Source organism: Pseudomonas sp. V88_4, assembly GCF_029967985.1.
GTDB classification, from domain to species: Bacteria; Pseudomonadota; Gammaproteobacteria; order Pseudomonadales; family Pseudomonadaceae; genus Aquipseudomonas; species Aquipseudomonas glycinae.
In genome coordinates, this window is sequence record NZ_JASCAF010000045.1 from 1 (window position 1) to 12,227 (window position 12,227).

17 protein-coding genes are annotated in these 12,227 nt (G+C 61.7%); 8 read left to right on the plus strand and 9 right to left on the minus strand.

Going from position 1 to position 12,227, the window contains the following annotated elements; translation table 11 throughout:
- The 4 genes from ftsY to rpoH all read left to right on the plus strand — a co-directional run.
- Positions 1-1,062, plus strand: a 1,062-nt coding sequence (gene ftsY / locus QLG12_RS23625; RefSeq protein ID WP_282475312.1) for a signal recognition particle-docking protein FtsY, incomplete at its 5' end; no start/stop codon positions are given.
- Entirely contained in the window at positions 1,059-1,730 is a 672-nt protein-coding gene (gene ftsE / locus QLG12_RS23630; RefSeq protein ID WP_064380087.1) for a cell division ATP-binding protein FtsE, read from the plus strand. The genes ftsY and ftsE, both read left to right, overlap by 4 nt.
- On the plus strand, positions 1,727-2,752 hold the full coding sequence (ftsX, locus tag QLG12_RS23635) for a permease-like cell division protein FtsX (protein WP_197867200.1): 1,026 nt from the start codon (positions 1,727-1,729) through the stop codon (positions 2,750-2,752). The genes ftsE and ftsX overlap by 4 nt, the downstream gene beginning before the upstream one ends.
- A 116-nt stretch (positions 2,753-2,868) precedes the next feature.
- On the plus strand, positions 2,869-3,723 hold the full coding sequence (rpoH, locus tag QLG12_RS23640; protein WP_007953393.1) for an RNA polymerase sigma factor RpoH: 855 nt from the start codon (positions 2,869-2,871) through the stop codon (positions 3,721-3,723).
- 70 nt (positions 3,724-3,793) lie between these two features.
- Here the strand turns inward: rpoH and mtgA are convergent, their stop codons facing one another.
- Positions 3,794-4,516: a monofunctional biosynthetic peptidoglycan transglycosylase gene (gene mtgA, locus QLG12_RS23645; RefSeq protein ID WP_197867201.1), complete on the minus strand. Its 723-nt coding sequence runs from the start codon at positions 4,514-4,516 to the stop codon at positions 3,794-3,796.
- Between the two features lie 74 nt (positions 4,517-4,590).
- Between mtgA and QLG12_RS23650 the strand changes: the two genes are divergently transcribed.
- From QLG12_RS23650 to trmB, 4 genes are all read left to right on the plus strand, one after another.
- Positions 4,591-4,971: a DUF423 domain-containing protein gene (locus QLG12_RS23650; RefSeq protein ID WP_169432306.1), complete on the plus strand. Its 381-nt coding sequence runs from the start codon at positions 4,591-4,593 to the stop codon at positions 4,969-4,971.
- 72 nt (positions 4,972-5,043) lie between these two features.
- Positions 5,044-5,244: a sulfur carrier protein ThiS gene (gene thiS, locus QLG12_RS23655; RefSeq protein WP_007953386.1), complete on the plus strand. Its 201-nt coding sequence runs from the start codon at positions 5,044-5,046 to the stop codon at positions 5,242-5,244.
- Positions 5,245-5,304: 60 nt separating this feature from the next.
- Positions 5,305-6,099: a thiazole synthase gene (locus QLG12_RS23660; protein ID WP_007953385.1), complete on the plus strand. Its 795-nt coding sequence runs from the start codon at positions 5,305-5,307 to the stop codon at positions 6,097-6,099.
- A 9-nt stretch (positions 6,100-6,108) separates the two neighbouring features.
- On the plus strand, positions 6,109-6,834 hold the full coding sequence (gene trmB, locus QLG12_RS23665) for a tRNA (guanosine(46)-N7)-methyltransferase TrmB (RefSeq protein WP_011336382.1): 726 nt from the start codon (positions 6,109-6,111) through the stop codon (positions 6,832-6,834).
- A 66-nt stretch (positions 6,835-6,900) separates the two neighbouring features.
- On the opposite strand, the gene QLG12_RS23670 is transcribed toward trmB, so the two are convergent.
- From QLG12_RS23670 to QLG12_RS23705, 8 genes are all read right to left on the minus strand, one after another.
- Positions 6,901-7,224 (minus strand): DUF3392 domain-containing protein, encoded by a 324-nt coding sequence (locus QLG12_RS23670; RefSeq protein ID WP_011336381.1) that lies wholly within the window; start codon positions 7,222-7,224, stop codon positions 6,901-6,903.
- 34 nt (positions 7,225-7,258) lie between these two features.
- Positions 7,259-8,464 carry a radical SAM family heme chaperone HemW gene (hemW, locus tag QLG12_RS23675; protein WP_282475313.1) on the minus strand — a complete coding sequence of 402 codons (1,206 nt, stop codon included), beginning with the start codon at positions 8,462-8,464 and terminating at the stop codon, positions 7,259-7,261.
- Positions 8,461-9,057 carry an RdgB/HAM1 family non-canonical purine NTP pyrophosphatase gene (rdgB, locus tag QLG12_RS23680; RefSeq protein WP_085709065.1) on the minus strand — a complete coding sequence of 199 codons (597 nt, stop codon included), beginning with the start codon at positions 9,055-9,057 and terminating at the stop codon, positions 8,461-8,463. The genes hemW and rdgB overlap by 4 nt, the downstream gene beginning before the upstream one ends.
- Complete coding sequence (locus tag QLG12_RS23685) at positions 9,054-9,488, minus strand: DUF4426 domain-containing protein (RefSeq protein ID WP_197867202.1); 435 nt, start codon at positions 9,486-9,488, stop codon at positions 9,054-9,056. The genes rdgB and QLG12_RS23685 overlap by 4 nt, the downstream gene beginning before the upstream one ends.
- A 26-nt stretch (positions 9,489-9,514) precedes the next feature.
- On the minus strand, positions 9,515-10,135 hold the full coding sequence (gene metW, locus QLG12_RS23690; protein WP_011336377.1) for a methionine biosynthesis protein MetW: 621 nt from the start codon (positions 10,133-10,135) through the stop codon (positions 9,515-9,517).
- 7 nt (positions 10,136-10,142) lie between these two features.
- Positions 10,143-11,282 (minus strand): homoserine O-acetyltransferase, encoded by a 1,140-nt coding sequence (locus QLG12_RS23695; protein WP_197867203.1) that lies wholly within the window; start codon positions 11,280-11,282, stop codon positions 10,143-10,145.
- A gap of 65 nt (positions 11,283-11,347) precedes the next feature.
- Entirely contained in the window at positions 11,348-11,638 is a 291-nt protein-coding gene (locus QLG12_RS23700) for a DUF167 domain-containing protein (RefSeq protein ID WP_236192201.1), read from the minus strand.
- Positions 11,635-12,225 carry a YggT family protein gene (locus QLG12_RS23705; RefSeq protein WP_236192200.1) on the minus strand — a complete coding sequence of 197 codons (591 nt, stop codon included), beginning with the start codon at positions 12,223-12,225 and terminating at the stop codon, positions 11,635-11,637. The genes QLG12_RS23700 and QLG12_RS23705 overlap by 4 nt, the downstream gene beginning before the upstream one ends.
- Positions 12,226-12,227: the final 2 nt, after the last annotated feature.

Below are 12,227 nucleotides of genomic sequence, written 5' to 3' on the forward strand. Positions count from 1 at the left end.
GCACCTGCACCTGCACCTGCACCTGCACCTGCACCTGCACCTGCACCTGCACCTGTCGCCGTAGCGCCAGTCGCTCCTGTGGAAGTCCAGGCTGAAACCCCGGTAGAGGCCCCGCGCACCGAAGAAACCAAGGCCGGCTTCTTCGCTCGTCTCAAGCAGGGCCTGTCCAAGACCAGCGCCAGTATTGGCGAAGGCATGGCCAGCCTGTTTCTCGGCAAGAAAGCCATTGATGACGATCTGCTCGACGATCTCGAAACCCGCCTGCTGACCGCCGACGTTGGCGTCGAAGCCACTTCGGTGATCATCCAGCGCCTGACTCAGAAGGTCGCGCGTAAAGAGCTGGCCGATTCCGACGCACTGTACAAATCCCTGCAGGCCGAACTGGCTGCGATGCTCAAACCGGTCGAGCAGCCGCTGAAGATCGCTTCCCGGACCAAGCCATTCGTGATTCTGGTGGTCGGCGTCAACGGCGCCGGCAAGACCACCACCATCGGCAAGCTGGCGAAGAAGCTGCAACTGGAAGGCAAGAAAGTCATGCTCGCCGCCGGTGATACCTTCCGTGCCGCGGCTGTCGAGCAGTTGCAGGTCTGGGGCGAGCGCAACAAGATTCCGGTGATCGCCCAGCACACCGGCGCGGACTCGGCCTCGGTGATCTTCGACGCTGTGCAGGCAGCCAAGGCCCGTGGCATCGACGTGCTGATTGCCGACACCGCCGGTCGTCTGCACACCAAAGACAACCTGATGGAAGAGCTGAAGAAGGTTCGCCGGGTGATCGGCAAGCTCGACGCCGATGCCCCGCACGAAGTGCTGCTGGTACTCGACGCCGGCACCGGCCAGAACGCCATCAACCAGGCCAAGCAATTCAACCAGACCGTCGAACTGACCGGCCTGGCGCTGACCAAGCTCGACGGCACCGCCAAGGGCGGGGTGATTTTCGCCCTGGCCAAGCAATTCGGCCTGCCGATCCGCTACATCGGCGTCGGTGAAGGCATTGACGATCTGCGTACTTTTGAAGCCGAACCCTTTGTCCAGGCATTGTTTGCCGAGCGGGAGCGTTCATGATTCGTTTCGAACAGGTCGGTAAGCGCTACCCGAACGGTCACGTCGGCTTGCATGAGCTGAGCTTTCGAGTCCGTCGCGGCGAGTTCCTGTTTGTCACCGGCCATTCCGGTGCCGGTAAATCCACATTGTTGCGCCTGTTGCTGGCGATGGAGCGTCCGACCAGTGGCAAACTGCTGCTGGCCGGGCAAGATCTGAGCACCATCAGCAATGCGCAGATTCCGTTCCTGCGGCGGCAGATCGGCGTGGTGTTCCAGAACCATCAACTGTTGTTCGATCGCACGGTGTTCAACAACGTCGCGCTGCCGTTGCAGATTCTCGGGCTGTCCAAGGTCGAGATCGCCAAGCGCGTCGATTCGGCGCTGGAGCGCGTAGCGCTGTCGGACAAGGCCGATCTGTATCCCGGCGACCTGTCCACCGGTCAGCAACAGCGCGTCGGCATTGCCCGCGCCATCGTTCACCGTCCGGCCCTGCTGCTGGCGGACGAACCGACCGGTAACCTCGACCCTCGTCTCGCGGCCGAGATCATGGGCGTGTTCGAAGACATCAACCGTCTGGGCACCAGCGTGCTGATCGCCAGTCACGACCTGGCGCTGATCGCGCGCATGCGCCATCGCATGCTGACCCTGCAACGCGGCCGATTGATCGGCGACGGGGAGGCCGGCGTATGAGTGCAACACGCAGTCCGAAGGTTTCCGAGCGCGTGGCCCCGAAGGCTGCCGATCCGCAACCGCCAAAGAAGAAAAAGCACGACGATGACGACGGCCCGGACTTCGCCACGTTGTTCCGTGCCTGGATCGAAAGCCATCGCGCCAGCTGGGTCGACAGTCTGCGTCGTCTCGGCAAGCAGCCGATAGGCAGCTTCTTCACCTGCATGGTGATGGCCGTTGCGCTGAGTCTGCCGATGGGGCTTTCGCTGTTGCTGAGCAACGTCGAGCGCCTGGGCGGCTCGTGGCAGCGCGCGGCGCAGATTTCGCTGTACCTGGAGCTCGAGGCCAGTCCGGCCCAGGGCGAAGCGTTGCGCGACCAGATCAAGGGTATGCCGGGCGTAGCGGATGCCGAATATGTCGGCCGCGACCAAGCGCTGGCAGAGTTCCAGCAGCAGTCCGGCTTGGGCGAAGCCCTGCGCGAGCTGCCGGAAAACCCGCTGCCGGGCGTGGTACTGGTGACGCCGAACGAGGTCGACAAGTCGACCCTGGAAGCATTAAGACAAAAACTTTCCGAGCTGCCCAAGGTACAACAGGCGCAACTTGATCTAGTCTGGGTCGAGCGTCTGGCCGCCATCCTCAAGCTCGGCGACCGTTTCGTGTTCGGTCTGACGGTGTTGCTGGTTTCTGCATTACTTTTGGTGATAGGCAATACCATTCGTCTTCATATTGAAAACCGCCGCACCGAGATAGAAGTGATTAAACTCGTCGGCGGCACCGACAGCTATGTACGTCGTCCCTTCCTTTATATGGGCGCGCTGTATGGCTTCGGTGCGGGGCTGCTGTCCTGGGGTGTTTTGGCGTTCGGCCTGAACTGGCTGAACGATGCGGTGGTCGGGCTGGCCGGCTTGTACGGCAGTGATTTCGCACTGGCTGGCGTGCCAGTTGCCGACGGTCTGTCGCTCTTGCTTGGCGCGGTGCTGTTGGGTTATATCGGTGCATGGATTGCAGTCGCACGTCATCTCAGGGAGTTGGCGCCGAAGTAGAATCTTTTTTTGCGCGTGATTGACCTTTCAGTGGTTAAGGAAACTTTCATTTGAGTTTCCGGTCAATTTTTCGCAATGCTGAAAAGCATGAGTATGTAAGTCGGAGGTTTTTCCGTATGTCCAATTCTTTGCAACCTGCGTATGCATTGGTCCCAGGCGCAAACCTGGAAGCCTACGTGCACACCGTCAACAGCATTCCTTTGCTGACGCCGGAGCAGGAGCGTGAACTGGCCGAGAGTCTCTACTATGAGCAGGATCTGGGGGCGGCTCGGCAGATGGTGCTCGCCCACCTGCGGTTTGTTGTACATATCGCCCGTAGCTATTCCGGCTACGGTCTGGCTCAGGCTGACCTGATCCAGGAAGGCAATGTCGGCCTGATGAAGGCCGTGAAGCGTTTCAACCCGGAAATGGGCGTGCGTCTGGTGTCCTTCGCGGTGCACTGGATCAAGGCCGAGATTCACGAGTTCATCCTGCGCAACTGGCGGATCGTGAAGGTCGCGACCACCAAGGCCCAGCGCAAGCTGTTCTTCAACCTGCGCAGCCAGAAGAAACGTCTGGCCTGGCTGAACAACGAGGAAGTCCACCGTGTGGCGGAAAGCCTCGGCGTCGAGCCGCGTGAAGTGCGTGAGATGGAAAGTCGCCTGACCGGCCATGACATGGCTTTCGACCCGGCTGCTGAAGCGGACGACGACAGTGCTTTCCAGTCGCCGGCCAATTACCTGGAAGACCACCGGTACGACCCGGCGCGTCAACTGGAAGATGCCGACTGGAGCGACAACTCCAATCACAACCTGCACGAAGCGCTGGAAGTGCTGGACGAACGCAGCCGCGACATCCTCTACCAGCGCTGGCTGGCAGAAGAGAAAGCCACGCTGCATGACTTGGCGCAAAAGTACAACGTGTCGGCCGAGCGGATCCGTCAGCTCGAGAAGAGCGCGATGAACAAGCTCAAATTGTCGATTGCCGCATAACCGGCAGTCCGACAATAAAAAACGCCCCGATCAGTGATGATCGGGGCGTTTTTGTTTGCCTGTCGGAAAGTCATTGGGTCCAGGGCGCCCGACGCGAATCATTGAGTGTCAGCAGATAGCTGTCGCCCCCCAACTGGCTCATCTGCTGGCGAATCCAACCGGCGCGGCGCGACACGTAAGCGGTCGGATGACTGGCGCTCCAGACCCGGGGATTCGGCAGCACAGCCGCCAAATAACTCGCCTGCTGCCGGGACAATGACCTGGCGCTCACGCCAAAGTGATGCCTTGCCGCCGCTTCGGCACCAAACACGCCGTCATCCCATTCGACACTGTTCAGGTACACCTCGAGAATCCGCTGCTTGGGCCAGAACACTTCGATCAGCGCGGTAAACCATGCTTCCAGGCCTTTGCGCAGATAACTGCGGCCCGACCACAAAAACAGGTTCTTCGACACTTGTTGGCTCAAGGTGCTGGCACCGCGGATCGAGCCGCCGAGTTCGTTGTGGGCCAGTGCGGCCTTGATTGCACTCAGGTCAAACCCCCAGTGCTCGGGGAATTTCTGGTCTTCGCCGGCAATCACCGCGACCTTCAGGTCATCGGAGATCTCGTCCCAAGGCTTCCAGGTGCGTTGCAGATCGATCGGCTCGCCGTCGACCCAGGATTCGATCTTGCGCTCGATCATCAGCGCCGTGCCCGGTGGCGGCACGAAGCGAAACACCAGCACCAGCAATACGCTGCCGCCCGCGAACCAGAGCAGGGCCTTCGTGAAACGACGGAGAAATAAACGCAGCATAGAGATGGCTTGGCCGAACCGGTTGAGCGGGCCATTATACAGACCCTGCCGATCGAGTCTGACTGGAGTTCTACATGCTGCGTAGCTTTCTGATGCTGGCTGCCTTCTTTGGTTTCACCGGTGTCGGCCTCGGCGCATTCGCCGCCCATGGCCTGAAAAACCGCCTGACCCCGGAGTACCTGGCGATCTTCCACACCGGCGTCACTTATCAACTGGTGCACGCACTGGCGCTGTTCGGCGTGGCGCTGCTGGCCACACAGCTTCAGGGGCGTCTGGTGGCCTGGGCCGGCATCTCGTTCACCGTCGGCATCCTGCTGTTCTCCGGCAGCCTGTACCTGTTGACCACCCTCGGCATCGGCAAGCTCGGCATCATCACCCCGTTCGGTGGCCTGGCGTTCTTGATTGGCTGGCTGTGCCTCGGACTCGCCGCCTGGCGCCTGCAGCCAACCGCTTGACGCTTGGTGCTGACCTTTAGGTCATGATCGGGCTAGAATGCCACCCCCTAAAAAGTGATGGCGGCGTTGCGCATGCGCATTCAGTTGAACGGTGAATCCTTTGAACTGCCCGACGGTGAAACCGTTGCGGCCCTGCTGACCCGTCTGGACCTGACCGGACGCCGCGTCGCGGTCGAACTCAATCTGGATATCGTTCCGCGCAGCCAGCATGCCGACACCACTTTGAACGACGGCGACAACGTCGAAGTCGTGCACGCGATCGGCGGCGGCTAGTCGCCAGGCCTGCATGGGCCGACAATTCTGCAAGACCCTCACTCCAACAGAGGAATCCCCATGAGCATCGTTCGTAGCGACAAGCCTTTCGTTCTGGCCGGTCGTACTTACCAGTCGCGTTTGCTGGTCGGTACCGGCAAGTACCGTGACATGGAAGAAACCCGCCTGGCCATCGAAGCCTCGGGTGCCGAGATCGTCACCTTCGCCGTGCGCCGCACCAACCTGGGCCAGATCGAAGGCGAGCCGAACCTGCTCGAAGTGCTGTCGCCGGATCGCTACACCTTCCTGCCGAACACCGCCGGCTGCTACGACGCGGTCGAAGCCGTGCGCACCTGCCGCCTGGCCCGTGAGCTGCTCGACGGCCACAATCTGGTGAAGCTGGAAGTGCTGGCCGACCAGAAAACCCTGTTCCCCAATGTGATCGAAACCCTCAAGGCCGCCGAAGTGCTGGTCAAGGAAGGCTTCGACGTGATGGTCTACACCAGCGATGACCCGATCATCGCCCGGCAACTGGCGGAAATCGGCTGCATCGCGGTCATGCCGTTGGCCGGTCTGATCGGTTCGGGCCTGGGGATCTGCAACCCGTACAACCTGCAGATCATCCTCGAAGAAGCCAAAATTCCGGTGCTGGTGGATGCCGGTGTCGGTACCGCTTCCGACGCCACCATCTCCATGGAACTGGGCTGTGACGCCGTGCTGATGAACTCGGCCATCGCCCACGCCCAGCAGCCGATCATGATGGCCGAAGCCATGAAACACGCGATCGTCGCGGGCCGTCTGGCCTACCTCGCCGGCCGCATGCCGAAAAAACTCTATGCCAGCGCCTCTTCGCCGCTGGATGGTCTGATCAAGTAAGAGCTATTGATGACTGAATCGAACGACACGCCAATCCAGACGGAAGAAGGCGACGAGCGCCAACACCGCCGCATCAAGAGTTTCGTGATGCGCGCCGGGCGCATGACCGAAGGCCAGCAGCGCGGCCTGGATCAGGGCGCGCCGAAGTTCGTCCTGCCGCTGGCCGATGCGCCGGTGGATTTCGACCAGGTCTTCGGCCGTTCCGCGCCGCGTTCGCTGGAGATCGGTTTCGGCATGGGCCACTCGCTGCTGGAAATGGCAGCGGCTGCGCCGGAGCAGGATTTCATCGGTGTCGAGGTTCACCGTCCGGGTGTCGGCGCGCTGCTCAACGGCGTGCTGACTCAGGGCCTGACCAACCTGCGGGTCTACGATTGCGACGCGATCGAAGTGCTCAACCGCTGCATTGCCGACAACAGCCTCGATCGCCTGATGCTGTTCTTCCCGGATCCGTGGCACAAGAGCCGTCACCACAAGCGCCGTATCGTTCAGGCGTCCTTCGCTGAACTGGTACGCAGCAAGCTGAAGGTTGGCGGCATTCTGCACATGGCCACCGACTGGGAGCCGTACGCCGAATACATGCTGGAAGTGATGAACGTCGCCCCGGGCTATCGCAACCTTGCCGAAGACGGCAAGTGCGTACCCCGCCCGGCCGAACGCCCGATCACCAAGTTCGAACGCCGTGGCGAACGTCTTGGGCATGGCGTTTGGGATTTGAAGTTCGAAAAGCTCGCTTAAACGTCACGCAATAAAAAACTGTGGGGGCCAATGGCTCCCACAGTTGTTTTGGCTAGTAGCTGAAAATCAGCGGCGATCCGCGACCACGCCAATCAACACCAGCACCACCAACAACACCGGCGCCAGGCTGTAGTTGTTGAACTGGCTCAGCCCCTTCACCACCCACGGCGTCGCGTAGATCAGCGCCGCGCCGCTGCCGATCATGCACAGCAGGGCCATCAGCGGCACGCGCAGGGCGCCGGCAATGCTGCCCAGGCGTTGCTCGACCCAGCCCTTGAAGTCGGCGCCGAACAGCACCAGCAGGCAGCCCACCAGCGCCAGCGCGATTTCCGAAAGGTTGCTGCGGCTCCAGCGGGACACGGTGGCGAGCAGGTCGAGAATCAAATCCATATTTTTTCCTTAGGGCTGCCGTTGGGCGTTGGGCTCAGCTCAGAAATTTCTGCAGCAAGTCATTGAGGAACAGTTGTCCGCGCTCGGTGGCCGCCAGACGTGACGGTTCGACCTGCAACAGACCGCTTTGTTCGGCCTCGCGCCGGTGTTCGTCGAGGCTCTCCAGCGGCAGGCCGGTGCGCTCCGGGTACAGGCGCGATTCGACGCCGGCGGTCAGGCGCAGGGCGTTCATCAGGAACTCGAACGGCATCTCGTCGTTGGTCAGGGCTTTCTCGCCGGCCTGGAAACTTTTGGCCGGGTTGAGGTAGTCCTTCGGCAGGCGCGTCTTCCAGGTGCGCACGATGCGCCCGTCCGGGTGACTGAGCTTGCCGTGGGCGCCAGCGCCGATGCCGATGAAGTCGCCGAAGCTCCAGTAGTTCAGGTTATGCCGCGCCGGGCGACCCGGTTGGGCATAGGCCGAAACTTCGTACTGCGCGTAACCGTGTTCGGCCAGCAGCGCCTGCCCGGCCTCTTGAATGTCCCACAGCGTGTCGTCTTCCGGCAGCACCGGCGGCTGGTTCCAGAACACGGTGTTCGGCTCCAGCGTCAGCTGATACCAGGAAATGTGCGTCGGCTTCAGGGCGATGGCCTGGCGCAGGTCGCTCAGTGCATCGTCCAGCGACTGGTCCGGCAAGCCGTGCATCAGGTCGAGGTTGAAGTTATCGAACCCGGCCTGGCGCGCCATGCCCGCCGCCCGCACGGCTTCGTCGCCGTTGTGGATACGGCCGAGGGCCTTGAGTTTTTCCTGCTGGAAGCTCTGGATGCCGATCGACAGGCGATTGATCCCCAGTTTGCGGTAGGCGACGAACTTCTCTTGTTCGAAGGTCCCGGGGTTGGCTTCCAGGGTGATTTCGATGTCATCGGCAAACGCAATGCGTTGTTTCACACCTTCCAGCAAACGACCGAGGGCTTCGGCGCTGAACAGGCTCGGCGTGCCGCCGCCGAAGAAGATCGAGCTCAACTCACGGCCGTACACCGCATGCAGATCCTGATCGAGGTCGGCCAGCATCGCGTCGACATACTCCTGCTCCGGCAGCACCGGGCTGGCGGTGTGGGAGTTGAAGTCGCAATAGGGGCATTTGCGCACACACCACGGGATGTGGATGTACAGCGCCAGGGGCGGCAGCGTCGGCAACGGCGCCCGAGGCGAGGAGGCGGCGCCGCCGATAATCAGCGACGACGCGGAGGAACTATCGGTCATTTCAGGCCCAGACGCTGGCGCAGCAGATCCATTGCACGGGCGCGGTGGCTGATCTGGTTCTTGTCGCTCGGGCTCAGTTCGGCGCTGGACACGTTACGCTCCGGCACCCAGAACAACGGGTCGTAGCCGAAACCGTGCTCACCGCTGGCAGCGGTCAGGATGCGCCCGTGCCACAGGCCTTCGCAGAGGATCGGCAGCGGATCGTCGGCGTGACGCACCAGCGCCAGCACGCAGACGAACTGCGCGCCGCGCTCGGCTTCCGGCACGTCCTTCAAGGCGTCGAGCAGTTTGGCGTTGTTCGCCGCGTCGCCCTTGCCGTCGGCGTAGCGCGCCGAGTAGATGCCCGGCGCACCGCCGAGGAAATCCACCGCCAGACCCGAGTCGTCGGCCAGCGCCGGCAGCCCGGAAATGCGCGCGGCATTGCGCGCCTTGAGGATCGCGTTCTCGACGAACGACAGGCCGGTTTCTTCCGGCTCCACGCTGCTGAACTCGCCGATCGAGCGCAATTGCACCGACTCGCCGAGCATGGCCTGGAGTTCCTTGAGTTTGCCGGCGTTATGGCTGGCCAGTACGAGTTGCTTGAGGTTCATCATTCGCCGGGGAAAAGCTCTTGGTTGAAATTGAGGGTGTTGATCTTGTCGCCGGTCTGCACCTTGATTTCAAAGGTGCGGGTTTCCTGCTGCTCCACCGGGTATTGGGCGATGTAATAGATCGCGCCCTGTTCGGTGATCTGGCGGAAAGTCAGCGGCACACTCTGGCTGGTCAGGTCCTTGACGGTGCCGGTGACTTGGGCGATCAGCGGCTTGCCGTCCTTGATCACCGAGACATTGATCACGCCCTGGTTCTTGCTGCGGATCAGCTCGGCCGCCTTGGCGATGTCCGGCGTCAGGAAGGTCGAGTTGAAGGTGTTGTAATGCACGGTGACATCACCGAACACTTCCTTGCGTTCGCCCTTGATGGCATCGGCGGCCACGGCCGACAGGCTCAGGCAGGCGGCCAATAGCGCGGTAATCAAGCGTCCCATGTTCGTTCTCCTCGCAATGTCGTGGTTCAGACCGCGATTCTGTGATCCGCAAGCCCCGGGCTGCTGACGCGGTAGATACCGATCTCACCTAACAGATTAGGCCATAGCTTACTGGCCCACCCGTGGCGGTGCTGTTGATCCACGGCAAGCCGATCAATGACCTTCGCCTCACGTTCGCGACAAAGTTCTTCAAAGTCTTCGAAGGTGCAGAAGTGAATGTTCGGCGTGTTGTACCAGGTGTACGGCAGGAATTCCGAAACCGGCATCCGGCCTTTGCTCGCCAGGTACCAGCGGCAGCGCCAGTGACCGAAATTCGGGAACGTGATGATGCACTGGCGACCGACCCGGAGCATTTCGTCGAGGATCTTGTCCGGGTAGTGCACGGCTTGCAGGGCCTGGGTCATCACCACGATGTCGAAGCTGTTGCTGGCGAAGTTGCCCAGGCCCTTGTCCAGGTCCTGCTCGATGACGTTGATGCCCTTGGCCACGCACTCGGCGATGTTGTCCGGGTCGTTTTCCAGGCCATAGCCGGTGACCTGCTTGTGGTCGCGCAGCCAGGTCAGCAACTCGCCGTCACCGCAGCCGAGGTCGAGCACGCGGCTGCCGGCGGGGATCCATTCCTGGATGATTTCCAGATCAGCTCTCATGGCTTTCTCACAACGTAATGCGGTTCATGTAATTGCCGAACGCCTGCAAGTAGCGCGGGATCGGAATCAGGAAGGCGTCGTGGCCCTGGGGCGCGTCGATTTCCAGGTAGCTGACGTCCTTGCGCGCGGCCATCAGCGCGTCCACCAGTTCCCGCGAGCGGGCCGGGGAGAAGCGCCAGTCGGTGGTGAACGACATCACGCAGAACTTGGCTTTCGCACCTTCGAAGGTTTTCGCCAGGTTGTCGTTGAAGTTCGCCGCCGGATCGAAGTAATCCAGCGCCTTGGTCATCAACAGATAGGTGTTGGCATCGAAGCGCCCGGAGAACTCTTCGCCCTGATAACGCAGGTAGCTTTCGACCTGGAATTCGACGCTGTGGAAGTCGTAGTTGAGCTTTTCGCTCTTCAGGCCGCGACCGAATTTCTCGCCCATGGAATCGTCGGACAGGTACGTGATGTGCCCGACCATCCGCGCCAGCATCAGTCCGCGCTTGGGGATTACGCCGTGTTCCTGGAACGAGCCGCCGTGGAATTCCGGGTCAGTGAGGATCGCCTGGCGCGCCACTTCGTTGAAGGCGATGTTCTGCGCCGACAGCTTGGGGGCCGAGGCGATGGCCAGGCAGTGGCGAACGCGATCCGGATACGTGATGGTCCATTGCAGCGCCTGCATGCCGCCGAGGCTGCCACCGATCACCGCGGCCCATTGGCCGATGCCGAGCCGGTCGGCCAGGCGCGCCTGGCTGTGCACCCAGTCTTCCACGGTCAGCACCGGGAAGTCGGCGCCGAACGGCTTGCCGGTTTCCGGGTTGAGGCTGCTCGGGCCGGTGGAGCCGTTGCAGCCGCCGAGGTTGTTCAGGCTCACCACGAAGAACTTGTTGGTGTCGATCGGTTTGCCGGGCCCGATGCAGCTGTCCCACCAACCGGGCTTGCGGTCGTCGACGCTGTGGTAACCCGCAGCGTGGTGGTGGCCGGACAAGGCGTGGCAGATCAGCACGGCGTTGCTCGCTTGCGCGTTCAGCGTGCCGTAGGTTTCGTAGATCAGGTCATAATCGGCCAGCGAACGGCCGCAGGCCAGGGCCAGCGGTTCGCTGAAGTGCGCCGTTTGCGGCGTCACCAGACCAACAGAATCGGGGGGAAAGGCAGCTGGCATCGACCCTGCTCTCGTTGAAATGAGGCGTAAGTCTAAAGACCGGTGGGGTTAGCGGCAAGCAACGATCAGGGACGGCAGAGCCCCGGCAGATCCGGCAGCTTTTTCGGTGCGCTGATGCGCACTCGCTTCTGCCGGTTCAGCTCACCACTGAGCAAACTGACCTGGCTCTTGGAAACCCCAAAAGCCTTGGCCAGGAACCCCATCAGGTAGGCATTGGCCTTGCCCTCGACCGGCGGCGCGGTCAGGCGGATTTTCAGGCGATCACCGTGCAGCCCGCAGAAATCATCGCTGCGGGCGGCCGGTTGCAGGTGACATTCCACAATCAGGTCGTCACCGTCCCAGCGAAACCAGCTCACATCAGCAGGCGCAGGATTTCCGGCATCATCGTCATCGCCGCGAGGTTGTTGATCACCAGCATGTCGATCAGCTTCAGCACGAGGAAGGCGAAGATCGGCGACAGATCCAGACCGCCGAGGTTCGGCAGGATGCGGCGGAACGGCGCCAGGGCCGGCTCACAGATCTGGTTCACCAGCTCGGCGCCCGGATTGTGGCTGCCCGGTGCGACCCAGGACAGGATGATGCTGATGATCATGGCCCAGAAGAAAATCTTCAGGAACAGCGCCGTTACGCCGATCAGCGACCAGACCAGCAGTTGCAGCGGGTTGCCGGTGGTGCCGTAGGTCAGCAGCAGGGTCAGCGCCATCAGCGCCAGTTGCACGAGAATCGCCAGTACCAGCGACGACATGTCGAGGCCGAACAGGCTCGGAATGATCCGGCGCAGTGGCTTGAGCAGCGGCTGAGTGGCCTTGACCACGAACTGGCACAGCGGGTTGTAGAAGTTCGCCCGCACCAGTTGCAGGACGAAGCGCAGCAGCACGATCAGCAGGTACAGGCTGCCGAGGGTTTGCAGCACGTAGACCGCTGCGGTGTTCAATCCAATCATGT